Source organism: Streptomyces sp. WP-1, assembly GCF_030450125.1.
Lineage (GTDB): Bacteria > Actinomycetota > Actinomycetes > Streptomycetales > Streptomycetaceae > Streptomyces > Streptomyces incarnatus.
In genome coordinates this window covers 5299836-5316681 of record NZ_CP123923.1, presented here as the reverse complement: position 1 = coordinate 5316681, position 16846 = coordinate 5299836, and the positions used below count along the sequence as shown (strand labels likewise).

The 16846-nt window shown below is 73.1% G+C and carries 14 protein-coding genes and 2 tRNA genes; 1 reads left to right on the top strand and 15 read right to left on the bottom strand.

Annotated features, from left to right (window positions below):
* Positions 1-3: 3 nt before the first annotated feature.
* The 14 genes from QHG49_RS23400 to QHG49_RS23335 all read right to left on the bottom strand — a co-directional run bounded on the left by QHG49_RS23400 (position 4) and on the right by QHG49_RS23335 (position 13863).
* Positions 4-2829, bottom strand: coding sequence for a ComEC/Rec2 family competence protein (locus QHG49_RS23400; protein WP_301491113.1), 2826 nt, complete (start codon positions 2827-2829; stop codon positions 4-6).
* Positions 2826-3761 carry a ComEA family DNA-binding protein gene (locus QHG49_RS23395; protein ID WP_159701291.1) on the bottom strand — a complete coding sequence of 312 codons (936 nt, stop codon included), beginning with the start codon at positions 3759-3761 and terminating at the stop codon, positions 2826-2828. Before QHG49_RS23395 ends, QHG49_RS23400 begins: the two co-directional genes overlap by 4 nt.
* A gap of 144 nt (positions 3762-3905) precedes the next feature.
* Positions 3906-4751 (bottom strand): DegV family protein, encoded by an 846-nt coding sequence (locus QHG49_RS23390; protein WP_145488191.1) that lies wholly within the window; start codon positions 4749-4751, stop codon positions 3906-3908.
* Between the two features lie 115 nt (positions 4752-4866).
* Entirely contained in the window at positions 4867-5523 is a 657-nt protein-coding gene (locus QHG49_RS23385; RefSeq protein ID WP_301491111.1) for a hypothetical protein, read from the bottom strand.
* Between the two features lie 129 nt (positions 5524-5652).
* Entirely contained in the window at positions 5653-8526 is a 2874-nt protein-coding gene (leuS, locus tag QHG49_RS23380) for a leucine--tRNA ligase (RefSeq protein ID WP_145488187.1), read from the bottom strand.
* A gap of 249 nt (positions 8527-8775) precedes the next feature.
* Positions 8776-8848: transfer RNA gene (locus QHG49_RS23375), tRNA-Ala, on the bottom strand.
* Positions 8849-8973: 125 nt separating this feature from the next.
* A complete protein-coding gene (locus QHG49_RS23370; RefSeq protein ID WP_005479297.1) occupies positions 8974-9207 on the bottom strand; it encodes a hypothetical protein in 234 nt (77 codons plus the stop codon).
* 133 nt (positions 9208-9340) lie between these two features.
* Positions 9341-9413: transfer RNA gene (locus QHG49_RS23365), tRNA-Ala, on the bottom strand.
* Between the two features lie 96 nt (positions 9414-9509).
* On the bottom strand, positions 9510-10178 hold the full coding sequence (locus tag QHG49_RS23360; protein WP_145488185.1) for a histidine phosphatase family protein: 669 nt from the start codon (positions 10176-10178) through the stop codon (positions 9510-9512).
* The gene (rsfS, locus tag QHG49_RS23355) at positions 10178-10621 is read right to left on the bottom strand and encodes a ribosome silencing factor (RefSeq protein WP_145488183.1); all 444 of its coding nucleotides are present in this window, start codon (positions 10619-10621) and stop codon (positions 10178-10180) included. Before rsfS ends, QHG49_RS23360 begins: the two co-directional genes overlap by 1 nt.
* Before the next feature lie 134 nt (positions 10622-10755).
* Complete coding sequence (locus QHG49_RS23350; protein ID WP_301491101.1) at positions 10756-12630, bottom strand: LCP family protein; 1875 nt, start codon at positions 12628-12630, stop codon at positions 10756-10758.
* A gap of 19 nt (positions 12631-12649) precedes the next feature.
* The gene (gene nadD, locus QHG49_RS23345; RefSeq protein WP_370530500.1) at positions 12650-13351 is read right to left on the bottom strand and encodes a nicotinate-nucleotide adenylyltransferase; all 702 of its coding nucleotides are present in this window, start codon (positions 13349-13351) and stop codon (positions 12650-12652) included.
* Positions 13352-13407: 56 nt separating this feature from the next.
* On the bottom strand, positions 13408-13563 hold the full coding sequence (locus QHG49_RS23340) for a hypothetical protein (RefSeq protein WP_167532334.1): 156 nt from the start codon (positions 13561-13563) through the stop codon (positions 13408-13410).
* Between the two features lie 132 nt (positions 13564-13695).
* Positions 13696-13863, bottom strand: a complete 168-nt coding sequence (locus tag QHG49_RS23335) for a hypothetical protein (protein ID WP_167532335.1) — start codon at positions 13861-13863, stop codon at positions 13696-13698.
* Between the two features lie 100 nt (positions 13864-13963).
* On the opposite strand from QHG49_RS23335, the gene QHG49_RS23330 reads away from it, so the two are divergent.
* Positions 13964-15043, top strand: coding sequence for a M48 family metallopeptidase (locus tag QHG49_RS23330; RefSeq protein ID WP_159701303.1), 1080 nt, complete (start codon positions 13964-13966; stop codon positions 15041-15043).
* A 728-nt stretch (positions 15044-15771) separates the two neighbouring features.
* Here the strand turns inward: QHG49_RS23330 and QHG49_RS23325 are convergent.
* Positions 15772-16836 (bottom strand): hypothetical protein, encoded by a 1065-nt coding sequence (locus QHG49_RS23325; protein ID WP_145488178.1) that lies wholly within the window; start codon positions 16834-16836, stop codon positions 15772-15774.
* Positions 16837-16846: the final 10 nt, after the last annotated feature.

Sequence of the window (16846 nt, the reverse complement as noted above, 5' to 3'; positions counted from 1 at the left end):
CGCTCAGGAGCCGTCCCGCGTCACCTTCACCCCCCTCTCCGCCCCGGCCCCGACCGCGAGCGCCCCGTCCCGGTCGGTCCGCAGCACCAGCGCGCCACCGGCCCGCAGCGCGGCCACCGTCGACGGGGCCGGGTGCCCATAGGGGTTCCCGGTGCCGCAGGAGATGAGCGCCACCCGGGGAGCCACGAGCCGTATCAACTCCGGGTCCTGGTAGGCCGATCCATGGTGGGCCACCTTCAGCACATCCACCCCGGTCATCCCCGCCGCCTCCGGAGACCTCAACAGCGCCTGCTGGTCCGGGGGTTCGAGGTCCCCGAGCAGCAGCAACCGCAGCCCACCCGTGCGGACCAGCAGCGCCACACTGGCATCGTTCGGCCCGTCGAACTCGGGGGCGGCGACCGGCCCGGGGACGGCGGCCGGCCCGGGTCCGGCGAGTGGGCCGGGTCCGGCGAGTGGGCCGGGTCCGGTGAGTGGGCCGCTCCCCATCGGCGGGCCCGTGTCCGCCGGTGGCCACAGCACCCGCCAGGACAGCGGGCCGGTGCGCCGCTCCTCGCCCGCGACGGCCCGGGTGACCGGGATGTGGCGCCCGGCTGCCTCCCGTTCCACGAACTCCGCCTCCTGCCTGGGCTCCTCGAACCCCGTCGTCTCGATCGCGGCCACCTCCCGCCCCCGCAGCACCCCGGTCAGCCCCGCCACATGGTCGGCGTGGAAGTGGGTCAGCACGAGGAGGGGGACGCGAGTGATGCCCAGCTGCCGGAGACAGCGGTCCACCGCCGCCGGGTCGGGCCCGGCGTCCACGACCACCCCGGCCCCGGCGCCCGCCGCCAGCACGGTCGCGTCGCCCTGTCCGACATCGCACATCGCATACCGCCATCCCGGCGGCGGCCAACCCGTCACCACCCGGGTCAGCGGCGCGGGCCGCACCAGCGCCAGCAGGAGCAGCGCCCCGCACAGTCCGCACCACCACGGGTGCCGCACCAGCCGCCGCCCGGCCAGGACGACGGCCACCGTGACCGCCGCGAGCAGCAGCGCCCCCGGCCAGCTGCCCGGCCAGTCCACCCCGGCGCCGGGCAGCGCGGCCCCGGCCCTGGCGACGCCGGCGATCCACCGGGTCGGCCAGCTCGCGCCCCAGGCCAGCAGCTCGGCGAGGGGCATCGCCACCGGAGCGGTCGCCAGCGCGGCGAACCCCAGCACGGTCGCGGGCGCCACCGCCGCCTCGGCCAGCAGATTGCACGGCACCGCCACCAGGCTCACCCGGGCCGACAGCACCGCCACGACCGGCGCGCACACCGCCTGCGCCGCGGCGGCCGCGCCGAGCGCCTCGGCGAGCCTCGGCGGCACCCCGCGCCGCCGCAGCCCCTCGCTCCAGCCCGGGGCCAGTACCAGCAGGGCGCCGGTGGCCAGCACGGAGAGCAGGAAGCCGTAGCTGCGGGCGAGCCATGGGTCGTAGAGCACCAGCAGCAGTACGGCCGTGGCCAGGGCGGGGACGAGGGATCTGCGGCGGCCCGCGGCCAGGGCGAGCAGCGCGATCGCTCCGCAGGCGGCGGCCCGCAGCACGCTGGGGTCGGGCCGGCACACGAGCACGAATCCCAGCGTGAGCGCCCCCGCGAACAGGGCGGTCGCCCTGAGGGAGAGCCCCAGGCGCGGGGCCAGGCCCCGGCGTTCGGTCAGCCGGGCCAGGCCGGGCGGGCCGATGAGCAGGGCGAGCAGCACGGTGAGGTTGCTGCCGGAGACCGCGAGGGTGTGGGTCAGGTCGGTCGCCTTGAAGGCGTCGTCCAGCTCCGGCGTGATCCGCGCGGTGTCCCCGACGACCAGGCCGGGCAGCAGCGCCCGCGCGTCCCCGGGCAGTCCGTCGGTCGCCGCCCGCAGCCCGTCCCGCAGCCGCCCCGCCCACCGCTGCGCCCCGCTCGGCCCCGCCAGGACCCGCGCCCCGGGCAGCCCGCGCACCCTGAGCACGGCCGCCGTCCGGTCACCCCCGGCGAGAGCGGGCGCCAGCCGCCCGCCCACCCGCAACCGCGTGGACGGCAGCAACCGAAGCCAGCCCGCCTGCCCGGCACGCGCCCGGGAGCCCCCGGCCGACGCCGCGGCCTTCCCCGACTTCTCCGACGGCACCCCGAGGCCTTCGACCGCCGCCACTCCGCCCACGGGCGCCCCGGAACCTTCGGCCGACGCCACCGCCATCGCCTCGTCCTCGGCCGCCCCACGCGCCCGGCCCGGTACCTCGGCACCCTCCGTAGTCCCCTCCTCCGACGGCCGTCCAGCGCTCCCCTCCGGCCCCGCCACCCCCGCGTCGACCACCACCAGAACCGGCGCCCGGGTCCGTGTGCTCCTCCCGTCGCTCTCCTCGACCCGCCGCACCTCCGCCCGGACCAGCACCGCCGCCGGGGCCGTGTGGTCCCCGCGCACCCGGGGTCTGCTCAGCCAGGGGTCGCCGGTCAGCTCGACGTCGGCGGTCACGGTGGCGGAGCGGCGGGCCAGTTCGGGGACCGGTCCGCGTCGTACGTCCGTGCCCTGCAACCCGGCGGATGTGGCCGACGCGGCGACGCAGAGGAGCACCGCGGCGAGGGAGGCCCGCGCCCAGGCCGGCCGTCCGCCCGGGGGGTGCGGGCCCGCCCGGCTCGCGCCCAGCAGGACGATCCCGCCGAGCAGGGCGACGGCCGCGATCCACACGGTCAGGCCCGTCGGAGCGTCCAGGGTGAGGGACGCCGTGGCCCAGGCGGCGAGCGCGGGGGGCACCAGGCGCAGGTCCAGGGGACCCGGCTCGGGGTCGGGCGCGGTGCCGTGAGGAAGGGGAGCACTCACCGTCGTACCAAGAGGGGTGGCGCTCATGGTCGTACCAGGTCGCGGAGGTCGGTGAAGCGGCGGTCGCCGATGCCGTTGACCTGGCGGAGTTCGTCCACCGAGCGGAAACCGCCGTGCCGGGTGCGGTAGTCGACGATGTGGTGGGCCAGTACCGGGCCGACTCCCGGCAGTGTGTCGAGCTGGTCCTCGGTGGCGGTGTTCAGGGAGACCTGCGCGGCCGGGCCGGACGGGGCCGCGGTGCCGGCGGGGGCGACGGCGGCCGGCTCGCCGACGACCACCTGTTCGCCGTCGACCAGGAAGCGGGCCCGGTTGAGGCCGTCGGTGTCCACGCCCGGCCGGACCCCGCCCGCCGCCCGCAGCGCGTCGGCCACCCGGGAGCCCGCGGGGAGGCGGCGGATCCCCGGGGCGCGGACCTTGCCGCCGACGTCCACGACGATCTGCCCGCCCGACGCCGCGGCGCCGCCCCCACTCGCGCCAGGTGCCTTCGCGTACGTCGGCCGCGCGCGCACCACTTGGGGCGCGCTCACCTGCTCGGGCCGGCCCACCCAGAAGTGCTGCACGGCGAACAGCGCGGCCACCACCAGCAGCACGGCGAGCGCCACGGTCCCGCGCCGCTCCACCCCGCACCGTGATTGCAGCCACACCGGCAGCCGCTCCCGCAGCGCCGTCCCGGCCCGCTCCCACCGGTCCGGGGGCGGCGGGTCCATGTGCTGCGGCGGCCGGTCCAGCGGTTCGGGAGTGCTCGCAGGGGGCGGTGCCTTCCCCGATTCCCGGCGCTGCACGGCCTGTTCGCCGAAGAGGAGTTCCGCCCGGCGCCGCAGATCCTCCGCGGGTGCGTGCGCGCGGTGCCGGATGCGGCGGTGCTCGGAGGCGCGATGCCGCATGCGGACGTCGGAGGCGGGACCGCGGCCGGGGCCGCTGGTCGGGGTGACGGTGCGAGGACGTGATCGGAGTGCCATGCGACGAGGATCGGGCATCCCGTCACTTCGCGATGATCTTGGTCAATTCCCGGGGAAACCGGATGAGTTGTGGATAACTTCGCCACTCGTGTGGGTGACCCCCACCCTCACCTCGTCCACCCCCGCCTCACCCCGCTCCCGGTCTCACCGCGGCGAGACCACCGCCCCCAGCAACCCCGGCCCGGTGTGCGCCCCGATCACCGCTCCCACCTCGCTGACGTGCAACTCCCCCAGCCCCGGCACCCGTTCCCGGAGCCGGTCGGCGAGTGCGGCGGCGCGTTCGGGGGCGGCGAGGTGGTGGACGGCGATGTCGACCTCCGCGCCCCCGGCCCGCTCGGCGGCGAGTTCCTCCAGGCGGGCGATCGCCTTCGAGGCCGTACGGACCTTCTCCAGCAGCTCGATACGGCCGCCGTCGAGGCTGAGCAGGGGTTTGACCGCGAGCGCCGAGCCGAGCAGGGCCTGCGCGGCGCCGATACGGCCGCCTCGGCGCAGATAGTCGAGGGTGTCCACGTAGAAGTAGGCGCAGGTGCCGGCGGCCCGTTTCTCGGCGGCGGTGACGGCCTCGTCCACGGTGCCGCCCGCCTCCGCCGTCTCGGCCGCGGCGAGGGCGCAGAAGCCGAGGGCCATCGCGACCATCCCGGTGTCCACCACTCGCACGGGCACCGGCGCCTGACGGGCCGCGAGGACGGCCGCGTCGTAGGTGCCGGACAGCTCGCCGGACAGGTGCAGGGAGACGATGCCGCGCGCGCCGGACTCGGCGACCCGGCGGTAGGTCTCGGCGAACACCTCGGGGCTGGGGCGCGACGTGGTGACGGAGCGCCGCTTGGTGAGGGCCTGGGCGAGGGCGCGGGTGGAGATCTCGGTGCCCTCTTCGAGTGCCTGGTCGCCGAGGACCACGGTCAGCGGGACCGCGGTGATGCCGTGCCGCTCCATCGTCCGGTGCGGCAAGTAGGCCGTGGAATCGGTGACGATGGCGACATGGCGGGACATGAGCTGGAGGTTACCCGCCGGGGCGCACGTGCGGCAGCCCGGCCCCTGACGTGTGCCCGCGGGCGGCCTTCCCACGCCCGGATCGGCCCCGGTCCCCCGGGCGGTCCGGTGCCGGTCAGGTGGTGCTCTCCGGGCGGGGGCTCTTCTGCCAGGGGTAGGACGGGCGCGGCGTGGGCGGGGTGAGGGAGTGCGGCGCGGGCTCCGGGGCCGGCTCCTCGGTGCTGCCGGGCCGGGTCCAGTGGCGCAGGGCGTCGGCCTCGATGTCGATCTGGGCGCTGAGGGTGCCGAGATCGTCGTCGGCGAAGCGGCGGGCGCGGTCGCGGACGGCCCAGCGCAGCGCGTCGGCGGACTGGGTGATCCGCTCGGTGCGGGTGCGCAGGCCGGGCAGCCGGGCGGCGAGCGTGGCGCGGTCGGGCTCGGACTCCAGGCGCTTGAGGTCGGCGTCCAGCTCGTGTCCGTGCGCGCTGAGGCGCTCGAAGAGGCCCAGGGACTCCTTCAGCGACTCGTCCTCGGCCGCGCCCGCGTGCAGCGCGTCCTGGGTGGCGCGCATGGAGGTGCGCAGGGTGAGCCGCAGCTGCGCCAGCTCGGCGGCCGGACCCACCTGGGCGAAGGACTTGGCGCGCAGCGTGTGGTCCTCGACGGTGCGCCGGGCCTGGCCGATGGTGCGGTCCACGCCGCGCTTGGCGGCGCCCACCACCTTGATCGTGGCATACGCGCCCAGGGCGACGAAGGCCAGGAAGAACAGGGAGATGACGATGATCACTGCTTCCACGGCGCTCCTCCTCGGGGCAGGTGCGCCGCGTGTCGCGGCACTCCTCAACGGTAAACGCAACGGGCAGGCCCGGGGTTCCAGAAAAACCCCGAACCTGCCCGTAGGGGAGTACCCCGAGAGGCCTCGCGATTACGCCGGAACGATGTTCACCAGCTTCGGCGCGCGCACGATGACCTTGCGGATGCCCGCGCCGTCCAGGGCCGCGACGACCTTCTCGTCGGACAGGGCCACCTTCTCCAGCTCCTCCTCGGAGATGCCCGGGGGCACCTCCAGGCGGGCCTTGACCTTGCCCTTGATCTGGACGACGCACGTCACGGTGTCGTCGACCACGTACCGCGGGTCGGCGACCGGGAAGTCCTGGTGGACGACCGAGTCGGTGTGGCCCAGGCGGCGCCACAGCTCCTCGGCGACGTGCGGGGCCAGCGGGGCGACCATCAGCACCAGCGGCTCGGCCACCGACCTGGGCAGGGGGGCGTTGGCCTTGGTCAGGTGGTTGTTCAGCTCGGTGACCTTGGCGATGGCGGTGTTGAAGCGCAGGCCCTCCAGGTCCTGGCGCACCCCGTCGATCGCCTTGTGCAGGGCGCGCAGCGTGTCCTCGTCGGGCGCCGCGTCGGTCACGGTCGGCTCGCCGGTGTTCTCGTCCACGATGTTGCGCCACAGCCGCTGCAGCAGCCGGAACTGGCCGACGACCGCGCGCGTGTCCCAGGGGCGGGAGACGTCCAGCGGGCCCATGGCCATCTCGTACAGGCGCAGCGTGTCGGCACCGTACTCGGCGGCGATCTCGTCCGGGGTCACCGCGTTCTTCAGCGACTTGCCCATCTTGCCCAGCAGGCGGCTGACCTTCTCGCCCTCGTACCAGTAGGCGCCGTCGCGCTCCTCCACCTCGGCGGCCGGCACGGCGATGCCCCGGCTGTCGCGGTAGACGTAGGCCTGGATCATGCCCTGGTTGAACAGCTTGTGGAACGGCTCCGCGGAGGAGACGTGTCCCAGGTCGAACAGCACCTTGGACCAGAAGCGGGCGTACAGCAGGTGCAGCACGGCGTGCTCGGCGCCGCCCACGTACAGGTCGACACCGCCGTGCGGCTGGCCCTCGCGCGGGCCCATCCAGTAGCGCTCGATCTCCGGGTCGACCATCTTCCGGTCGTTGTGCGGGTCCAGGTAGCGGAACTCGTACCAGCAGGAACCGGCCCAGTTGGGCATGGTGTTGGTCTCGCGGCGGTACTTCTTCGGCCCGTCGCCCAGGTCCAGGGTGACGTGGACCCACTCGTCGTTGCGCGACAGGGGGGTCTCAGGGCGGGTGTCCGCGTCGTCCGGGTCGAAGGTGCGCGGGCTGTAGTCCTCGACCTCGGGCAGCTCCAGCGGCAGCATCGACTCGGGCAGCGCGTGCGCGATGCCGTCCTCGTCGTAGACGATCGGGAAGGGCTCGCCCCAGTAGCGCTGGCGGCTGAACAGCCAGTCGCGCAGCCGGAAGTTGACGGTGCCCCGGCCGATGCCCTTGCGCTCCAGCCACTCGGTGATGCGCGCCTTGGCCTCGGTGACGCCCAGGCCGTCCAGGGTGATGCCCTCGCCGGCCGAGTTGACGATCTTCGCGTCGTACGAGGCGAACGCGTCGTCCCAGCCGGCGGTGTCGGTGCCGCGGCCGTCGGTCGGCTCGACCACGCAGCGCACGGGCAGCTCGAAGGCGCGCGCGAAGGCGAAGTCGCGGGTGTCGTGCGCGGGGACGGCCATGATCGCGCCGGTGCCGTAGCCCATCAGCACGTAGTCGGCGATGAAGACGGGGACCTGCTCGCCGTTGACCGGGTTCACGGCGAAGACGCCGGTGAAGACGCCGGTCTTGTCCTTGGCCTCGGCCTGGCGCTCCACGTCGGACTTGGCGGCGGCCTGCGCGCGGTAGGCGGCGACGGCCTCGGCGGGGGTGGCGTGGCCGCCGGTCCACGCCTCGCGGGTGCCCTCGGGCCAGGTGGCGGGGGTGAACTTGTCGGCCAGCGGGTGCTCCGGCGCCAGCACCATGTAGGTGGCGCCGAACAGGGTGTCCGGGCGGGTGGTGAAGACGGTGATGTGCTCGCCGTCGACGGGGAAGTCGACGCGGGCGCCCTCGCTGCGGCCGATCCAGTTGCGCTGCTGCAGCTTGATGGCCTCGGGCCAGTCCAGTTCCTCCAGGTCCTCCAGCAGGCGGTCCGCGTAGGCGGTGATGCGCATGTTCCACTGGCGCAGCTTGGACTTGAAGACGGGGAAGTTGCCGCGCTCGCTGCGGCCGTCGGCGGTGACCTCCTCGTTGGCCAGCACGGTGCCCAGGCCGGGGCACCAGTTGACCGGCGCGTCGGAGGCGTAGGCCAGGCGGTACTCGCCCAGGACGTCGGCGCGCTCGGCGGCGGTCAGCTCGTTCCAGCCGCGCGTGGTGCCCTCGATCGCGCGCTCACCGGTCTCGAACTGGGCGATCAGCTCGGCGATCGGACGGGCCTTGCGGGCCTCGTCGTCGTACCAGGAGTTGAAGATCTGCAGGAAGATCCACTGGGTCCACTTGTAGTAGTCCGGGTCGATCGTGGCGAAGGACCGGCGCTTGTCGTGGCCCAGGCCCAGCCGGCGCAGCTGGGCCTTCATGTTCTCCATGTTGGCCTCGGTGGACACGCGCGGGTGCGTGCCGGTCTGCACGGCGTACTGCTCGGCGGGCAGGCCGAAGGCGTCGAAGCCCAGGGTGTGCAGGACGTTGTGGCCGGTCATGCGCTGGAACCGGGCGTAGACGTCGGTGGCGATGTAGCCCAGCGGGTGGCCGACGTGCAGGCCGGCGCCGGAGGGGTACGGGAACATGTCCATGATGAACTTCTTGGGCCTGGCGGCGTCCTCGCCCGCCAGGTCGCCCGTGGGGTTGTCCGCGGCGTACGTGCCGTCGGCGTCCCAGAAGTCCTGCCAGCGTGCCTCGATCTCGGCGGCCATGGCGGCCGTGTAGCGGTGCGGGGCGGCTTCCGCCGCAGGCGCGGCGGCAGCGGGGTTCGTCTCGCTCATGATCCTCAAAGCTCCATCGATCGTCTCTGCCTGCAGAAATGAAAAATCCCCTCACGCAGGAGGGGACGCCGCGCCGATGCCGACCTCAGGGGTACCACCGGGGTCGGTACTGATCAGCGCGGCCCGCTAAGCAGAAGGCGTACGGCACGCATGGCGCTAGGGTACCGCAGGCGTCGATCCGACGGGGACGCGGGGCACGCATAGGCCGAGAGCGGACCATCCTTCCGGATGATCCGCTCTCGACTTCTGTGGAGCTAAGGAGAATTGAACTCCTGACCTCCTGCATGCCATGCAGGCGCTCTACCAACTGAGCTATAGCCCCTTGTTTTGTTTCTCCGCCCGGTTCCCCCGGCGACGTCGTAAACATTACAGGCACCGGGCCGGAGCGCCAAATCCACTTCCATGACGACCACTTGGTCGCGAATGTCCGTTTTTACGATGATCAACTCAGGCGGTGACGAACGAGTAGAACCTCTTGAGGGTGCAGTGCTCCTCCAGGAGGCGGCCGTAGATCGGCTCGCCCTCCAGCTCCCGGTACGTCTCGATGGGATCGCCTTTTATGATCAGCGCCCGCGCGCATTCCTCGCACCAGTACTGGTAGTCGGCGTTGACCGGCTCCATGTCGCGCACGATGGGCGTACCGCTGCCGCACCAGTCGCACTTCCGCCTGTGTGCACCCATCGATCAGCTCCCGTCGGACCGCGCCCCCTTCCGGCCGTCCGATTCTGCCACGAGGGGACCGACACGGTCAGCGACGCTTCAGTAGCACAAACAGAAGATCCCGCCCCCTGACGGGGACGGGATCTTCCTCCTGTGGAGCTAAGGAGAATTGAACTCCTGACCTCCTGCATGCCATGCAGGCGCTCTACCAACTGAGCTATAGCCCCTTGCCGTGTTCTTCCCGCTCGGCGGGGCGAACAAGAAGAACTTTAGCCTGTGACCTGCCGGAAAGTGAAATCCGGGGTGCCGGCGCCGCCGCGGGCTCAGTCGTCGTCGCCGAGGACCGGCTCGGGGAGGGTGCCCGCGTTGTGCTCCAGCAGGCGCCAGCCGCGCGCGCCCTCGCCCAGCACGGACCAGCAGCAGTTGGACAGACCGCCGAGGCTCTCCCAGTGCGGGGCCTGGAGGCCGAGCAGCCGGCCGATGGTGGTGCGGATGGTGCCGCCGTGGCTGACGACCACCAGGGTGCCGTCCACGGGCAGCTTCTCCACATGCCGCAGGACGACGGGCGCGGCACGGTCGGCGACCTCGGTCTCCAGTTCGCCCCCGCCGCGGCGGATCGCCTCGCCGCGCTTCCAGGCGGCGTACTCCTCGCCGTGGCGGGCGATGATCTCCGCGTGCGTCAGCCCCTGCCAGACGCCCGCGTAGGTCTCGCGCAGGCCCTCCTCGCGGGTGACGTCGAGGCCGGTGAGGGCGGCCAGCTCGGCGGCCGTGTCCGCGGCCCGGGTCAGGTCCGAGGAGACGATCGCGTCGGGGCGCAGGGAGGCCAGCAGCCGGGCGGCACGGCGGGCCTGCCCGACACCGGTCTCGGTCAGCGGCACATCGGTGCTGCCCTGGAAGCGGCGCTCCACGTTCCACGAGGTCTGGCCGTGCCGCCACAGGATGACGCGGCGGCCCCGGTCCCCGCGGTCGGTCACCTCACCGGTGGCGCTCATCACCACGCCCCGCCCGGCTCCCCGTCGGCCTCGGACTCCTGGAGCTTGGCGTGCTCCTCGCCCTTGCCGCGGGTGGCCTTGGCGTCGGCGGGCAGCTCCAGCTCGGGGCAGTCCTTCCACAGCCGCTCCAGGGCGTAGAAGACACGCTCCTCGCTGTGCTGGACGTGGACCACGATGTCGACGTAGTCGAGCAGGATCCAGCGGGCGTCGCGGTCGCCCTCGCGGCGCACCGGCTTGGCGCCGAGCTCCTTCTGGAGGCGCTCCTCGATCTCGTCGACGATGGCCTTGACCTGGCGGTCGTTCGGCGCGGAAGCGAGCAGGAAGGCGTCCGTGATCGACAGGACGTCGCTGACGTCGTAGGCGATGACGTCATGGGCGAGCTTGTCGGCAGCCGCCTGGGCGGCGGTGTGGATGAGCTCAAGGGAACGATCGGTGGCGGTCACTGCGTGGCTTTCCGTCGGCGGGCACTGAACCTCAAGGGTCTCACGGACCGCCGGGGGCACCCCACGCGATTAAAGGCATCGCAAAGGGCGCCCCGCGCGAGCCGGAGCATCGCGGGGGGCGCCCCGGAGGGTGCTCAGGAGCCGGACGGCTTGTAGTCCTGGCCCAGGACCACCGAGACGTCGGCGCCCGAGGAGACCGAGCCCTTGGTGACGGAGCCCGCGGACAGGCCGAGGGTCTTGGCGACCTCGGTGGCGTTCTGCTTGTCGGAGGCGTCCTGGTAGACGACCTTCGAGGCCGTCGCCGTCCCGCCGCTGCCGCCCTCCAGGAAGGTGAAACCGCCGTTCAGGAGCGCCACGCGGGCCTGCTCGGTGTCGTCCTTGACGCCGGTGGCGTTCTGCACCGAGACCCGGACCGCGCTGCCGGCGTCGGGGCTCTTGGCGGTGCCGCCGAGGATGTCCTTGACCACACTGTCGCTGGTCCGGGCGCTGAGCGTGCCGTCCGGCTGCACCGGCAGCAGGGCCGTCCCGTAGTCGCCCTCCTTGGCGAGGCCGGCGAGCTTGGCCAGGAAGGCGCCGAGGTCCTTGTCGGTGAGCGAGGGGTCGAGGATCTGCGCGAGGCTCTGCACGGTGACCGTGGCGTCCGAGGCGTCGGTCGAGATCTTGCGCAGCACGCCCTGCATGACCTGCCCGAACCGCTCCAGCTGGGCGTTCTCCGACTCGCCGGGGGCCCGGTAGGTGGCATAGGCGACGGCCATCTTGCCGCTGAGGGTCTGGTCGCTGCCCTTGGCGACGAGCGGCTCGGCGCCCTTCTTCCTGGCGTCCGGGTCGGGCACGGCGACGTTGGTGTCCATGTCGATGTTGCCGACGAGGTCGACCAGGTTCTGCAGGTAGGGCGTGTCCAGACGCCAGGTGCCCTGGATGTTGGTGCCGAGGACGGTGTCCAGCTGGTCGCGGGTGCCGGAGGAGCCGTCCTCGTCCACCGACTTGGCGAGGGTCGTGGTGGAACCGTCGTCGTCGGTCAGCGCCAGGGAGTTGGGCAGCAGGACGGTGGTGCCGCGCTTGGTGGTGGCGTTGTCGACCAGCAGCACGGTGGAGGTGCCGCGTTCGCCGGTGTTGTGCAGATGGACGACGATCACGTCGCGCTTCTGGGCGCCGACCGCCACGGCCGTGCCCGAACCGGTGCCGGAGGAGGACACGAAGGGCAGCTTCCCGGCGTACCAGAGGTAGCCGACGCCGCCGACCGCGACGAGGGCGAGGACGACGCCGAGGGCGACGAGCCGGCTGCGGGCGCGGCGGCGGGCCTCCTCGCGGCGCTCGGTGCGGTTCTCGGTGAACTTCAGCCAGTCGATGACGTCCTCGGAGTCGCCGTCCGGCTCCTCCACGAACGCGAACTGCTCGGTGCGGTAGTCCGGTTCGCCCTCCGCGCGCCCCTCGTCCCCGTCGTCGTCGCTCGCGAGTTCCGCGTACGGGTTGTGCCGGGGCGGGTCCTGGGGGCGTGCCTGCTGGGGGATGTGCGCCGTCTGCTCGGCGACCCGGGGCTGCTGCCCGCTGCTCGCGGCCTGCCCGTAGGGGTCGTAGCCGGAGTGCCCGGGATTCCCCCCGTGCCCCTGGCTCTGAAGGCTCTGGGCCCCGTAGGGGTCATACCCGGCGTAGCCGTCACCACGGTAGGCGTCGTTGCCGTGGTAGTCGTCGCCGCCGCGGTAGCCGTCGTCGCCGGGGTAGCCGTCGTCGCCGGGGTAGCCATCGTTGTCGGAGCAGCCGTCGTTCGAGGGGTACGACGGGGCCTGCGGCTGCTGGCCGGTGCCGTACGAGCCGTACGGCTGCGCCGGCTGAGGGGTGCCGGTGCCGTAGGGGTCGTAGCCGTATCCCTGCTGCTGGGCGTAGGGGTCGTAGGCCCCGGACCCGGATCCGCCCGGGGTCTGCTGCGCCGGGACCTGGCGGTAGACGGGCTGTCCGTACTCGTCGTAGCCGACGATCTCGTACTGCCCCGCGTCGTATCGGTCGTTCACCGTCGGTGCCCCTCTCGGCTCACTCGCCGCGGTACAGCTCGCGCTTGTCGATGTAGCGCACGACTCCGTCCGGCACCATGTACCAGATGGGGTCGCCCTTGGCGACTCTCGCGCGGCAGTCTGTGGAGGAAATGGCGAGCGCCGGGACCTCGACCAACGAGACGCCGCCCTCGGGCAGTCCGGGGTTGCTGAGGTGGTGGCCGGGCCGGGTGACGCCGATGAAGTGGGCGAGGGAGAACAGTTCCTCGCTGTCGCGCCAGGTCAGCAGCTGGGCGAGGGCGTCGGCACCGGTGATGAAGAACAGGTCGGTGTCCGGGTTGAGGGCGCGCAGGTCGCGCAGGGTGTCCACGGTGTAGGTGGGGCCGCCGCGGTCGATGTCGATGCGGCTGACGGAGAACTGCGGGTTCTCGGCGGTGGCGATGACCGTCATCAGATAGCGGTCCTCGGCCGGGGAGACCTGGCGGTAGGACTTCTGCCACGGCTGGCCGGTGGGGACGAACACCACCTCGTCCAGCTCGAACTGCGCGGCGACCTCGCTGGCCGCCACGAGGTGCCCGTGGTGGATCGGGTCGAAGGTGCCGCCCATGACACCCAGGCGCCGCTTGCCGGAGCGGGCGGGGCCGTGGCCCGGCCGGTGCCGGCGGTACTGCGGCTGGTCGGTCATGTCGGCGTCGTCGGCGCCATCGTGCGCCGGACCGGTAGGCATGTCCTGCTCTCCCATGCGTGCAGACCCTACCGGCCCGGTCCTCGGCGTCCGGCCGGGGCCGGTACCCCGGCTCAGCGGTCGCGGTTGAAGCGGGTGGTGATCCACAGCAGCAGAAGCAGGATGATGAAGGCGGCGCCGCCGGTGATGGCGGGGTTCAGGCTGTCGTGGTGGCCGCCCTCTTCGGCGGCGAGGGAGATCAGCGGGGCTGCGGCGCTGGTGAGCATCATCTTCGACAGGACCTATCGCGTGTGGGCGGGATAAAGACGTCGGCTCATCGTATGCGGGCGGTCCTCCGGCGATCACGCCGACTCCGCCGTTGGGAAGCGAGGGGGGCCGGGGCGGGGAACTCCGGCGGCCCCTCAGTCGTCCTTCTGCTTGTAGCCGCGCAGCAGGAACCAGGCGGTCAGCGCGCAGCCCACGATCATCACGAGCAGCACGATGCGGAGCATGGGGCCTCCGCCTCCCTGGTGCTGGGCGGCGCTCGCTGCGGCCTCGGTCAGCCGGGCGGCTGCGGGGTGGTGCTCCATGGCGTGGACTCCTTCGGCTGTCTGCCCGTCCACGGTATCTCCGCCTAGGCTGAACCCCGCCTCGGGGGCTCACCGCACTCACACGCACTTGGGGGAAGACATGCACGACGGCGATCGGCAGAGCGGGCACGAGCGGGTGCCCAGCAGGCAGCGGGCGCGCTTCCCGGGGATCTCCTCGCGGGCGTACGAGCATCCGGCGGACCGGTCCGCCCTGGTGGCGCTGCGCAAGCTCAGCGGGTTCGACCAGGTGTTCAAGGCACTGAGCGGGCTGCTGCCGGAGCGGAGCCTGCGGCTGCTGTTCCTGTCCGACTCGGTGCGCGTCTCCGAACGGCAGTTCGGTCATCTGAATGACATGCTGCTGGACGCCTGCTACATCCTGGACCTGCCGACGGTCCCGCCGATGTACGTCACGCAGGACCCGCAGCCGAACGCGATGTGCATCGGCCTGGACGAGCCGGTCATCGTGATCTCCACGGGTCTGGTGGAGCTGCTGGACGAGGAGGAGATGCGGGCGGTCGTCGGCCACGAGGTCGGGCACGCGCTGTCCGGGCACTCCGTGTACCGCACCGTCCTGCTGTTCCTGACGAACCTGGCGGTCAAGGTCGCCTGGATCCCGCTGGGCAATCTCGCGATCATGGCGATCGTCACGGCGCTGCGGGAGTGGTTCCGCAAGTCCGAACTGTCCGCGGACCGGGCCGGGCTGCTGGTGGGCCAGGACGTACGGGCCTCGATGCGCGGCCTGATGAAGATCGCGGGCGGCAACCACCTGCACGAGATGAACGTGGACGCGTTCCTGGAGCAGGCCGAGGAGTACGACTCCGGCGGCGACCTGCGCGACTCCGTCCTGAAGATCCTGAACGTGCTGCCGCGCTCGCACCCGTTCACCACCGTGCGCGCCGCCGAGCTGAAGAGGTGGGCCGAGTCGCGGGACTACCAGCGGATCATCGACGGTCACTACCCGCGCCGCGACGACGACAAGGACGCCAAGGTGAGCGACTCCTTCCGCGCGTCCGCGGCGAGCTACGCCAGTGACGTCAAGGACTCCAAGGACCCGCTGATGAAGCTGGTCACCGACCTGGCGGGCGGCGCGGGCGACCTGGGCGGCCGGGTCAAGCGCGGCTTCGACGGCTTCAAGAGCCCCCCTCCGGCCAAGGACGGACCGGCGCCGGCGGCGGAGTAGGTAGGACGGGCGCGGGGGCCGGGGCCGAAGCCCGGGTCCGGGGGCCGGGGTCGGGGTCCGCGGTCGGGTCCGGGGCCGGGGTCGAGTCCGGGGTCGAGCCCGAGCCCGGGGCCGGGGGTCGGGGGTCGGGGCTGCGGTCTGGGTCGAGTCCGGGGTCGGGGGCCCGGGGTCGGGGCCGGGGTCGAGCCCGGGTCCGGGGTCGAGTCCGGGGTCGGGGGTCGGGGCCGCGGTCGGGGTCGGGTCCGGGTCCGGGTCCGGGTCCGGGTCCGGGTCCGGCGGGACTCTGGCCTTGGCCCGGCAGGAGTCTGCCCGGGGCCCGACAGGGCTCCGGACGAGGTACCGGTAGCAGGTCCGGACGGAGGGAGTGCCGATTGCGGGTCCGGTCCGGGTGCCGGTAGCAGGGCCGGACCGGGTGTGCCGGTAGCAGGTCCGGTCCGGGGCCGGCGCGGTTCCGGGTGCGGCCGGTTCGGCATCGCCGGGCGCCCGGCCTCCGACCGAGGTCCGCCCGGCGGATCGAAGTGCCTCTCCCGGCGGATCGAAGTGCCGGCGGGCGGGAAGGCGGGCGGTCCGACCGCCCGGCCGTACGACGGGGGCGGGCCACCGCGGGAAGAGGGCGCGCCCCCTGGTCGCTCGCAGCCGTTCACACCCTCCTGCTGAACGGGACCCGGGGCAATGCGCCCGGCCGGACGCGGAAAGCAGCCCCCCGGCCCGGCCCTCCTCGGGCGCCCTCACGCCCTGGGCTGGGACCCCGTGGCCAGCGTGCCGCACAAGGAGGCGGGGCTGTCCGTCCGGTACGGGTCGGTGCCCGCGGGGGCACCCGGGTGGGGGGCCTGGCCCGCCAGCAGGGGGTGGAGGTACGACGTGGAGTCCGCGGCACAGGACAGCGGGCCGGCCTCGACATAGGCCGTGATCAGCTGGACCTGGCGGGTGCGCAGGTCGTCGCGGGTGAAGCGGAAGGTCAGCGCGCGGCGGACGGTGAGGAGGGAGACGGGGGTGCTCGCGGTGCCGGTGGGGCGCAGGGCGTAGACGAAGGTGTGGTCGGCGCTGACCTCCAGGGTCGCCGGGTCCGCCTCCGTGAGGCGCAGCACGCCCCGGACCCGGATCCGGTCGTCGGCCAGCCGGTCGCGGGCCGGGTCGAGGCGCACCACCCAGCCGGTCGGGGCGTGCCGCCCGTCCGCCGCCGGGCGGGCGAAGCTCTGGTCGAACTGGGCGAGCTGGTCGGAGTCCACCAGCGCCCGCGCGGGGGCCGTCTCGTGCCCGGTGAGCACCTCCGGATAGAGCGAGGAACGGACGATGTAGTCCTTGGCCGTGGTCAGCGCCGTCATGACCTGACTGTCGGAGAAGTGCGCGGTGGCCCGCGCGGCCGGCAGCGGGACCCCCTCGGCGCCGATGTCGAACTGCGCGGCGGGGCTGTGCGCGTACAGCGTCTCCGCGTCCGTCCCGCCGGGCACCCTGCCCCGCGGGGCGAGCGGTATGACCGTCATCCGCAGGGGCTCCACGGGCCGCGGGGCCTCAGCGGAGTCGTACGGATGACGCACCCCCATGTAGACGGCGGTGCCGAAAGCCACGGCGATCAGCAGGGCCAGGACCATCGCCTGGCGGACGAGCCCCCGGTGCAGCGGCCGGCGGCGCACGGCGGGCGCGTGGTCGGCCATCCGCTCCTCGGCCGAGTACTCCTGGAGGCGGGCAGCGCGGACGAACGACTCGTCGAAGACGACGGATCGGTATTCGTCCTCCGCACCACCGGGGCCGCCCTCGGGTGTCCCCTCCGGTGGGTCTCCAGGCCCGCCCATACTTTCAGAG

Bases quoted from the DNA above. Each gene is read 5' to 3' on its own strand.
- leuS (WP_145488187.1), bottom strand. From the start codon at position 8,526: ATGAGCGAGACGAACCCCGCTGCCGCCGCGCCTGCGGCGGAAGCCGCC.
- QHG49_RS23390 (WP_145488191.1), bottom strand. From the start codon at position 4,751: ATGTCCCGCCATGTCGCCATCGTCACCGATTCCACGGCCTACTTGCCG.
- QHG49_RS23330 (WP_159701303.1), top strand. From the start codon at position 13,964: ATGCACGACGGCGATCGGCAGAGCGGGCACGAGCGGGTGCCCAGCAGG.
- QHG49_RS23325 (WP_145488178.1), bottom strand. From the start codon at position 16,836: ATGGGCGGGCCTGGAGACCCACCGGAGGGGACACCCGAGGGCGGCCCC.
- QHG49_RS23335 (WP_167532335.1), bottom strand. From the start codon at position 13,863: ATGGAGCACCACCCCGCAGCCGCCCGGCTGACCGAGGCCGCAGCGAGC.
- QHG49_RS23340 (WP_167532334.1), bottom strand. From the start codon at position 13,563: ATGATGCTCACCAGCGCCGCAGCCCCGCTGATCTCCCTCGCCGCCGAA.
- QHG49_RS23370 (WP_005479297.1), bottom strand. From the start codon at position 9,207: ATGGGTGCACACAGGCGGAAGTGCGACTGGTGCGGCAGCGGTACGCCC.
- QHG49_RS23400 (WP_301491113.1), bottom strand. From the start codon at position 2,829: ATGAGCGCCACCCCTCTTGGTACGACGGTGAGTGCTCCCCTTCCTCAC.
- QHG49_RS23395 (WP_159701291.1), bottom strand. From the start codon at position 3,761: ATGGCACTCCGATCACGTCCTCGCACCGTCACCCCGACCAGCGGCCCC.
- QHG49_RS23360 (WP_145488185.1), bottom strand. From the start codon at position 10,178: ATGAGCGCCACCGGTGAGGTGACCGACCGCGGGGACCGGGGCCGCCGC.
- nadD (WP_370530500.1), bottom strand. From the start codon at position 13,351: ATGGGAGAGCAGGACATGCCTACCGGTCCGGCGCACGATGGCGCCGAC.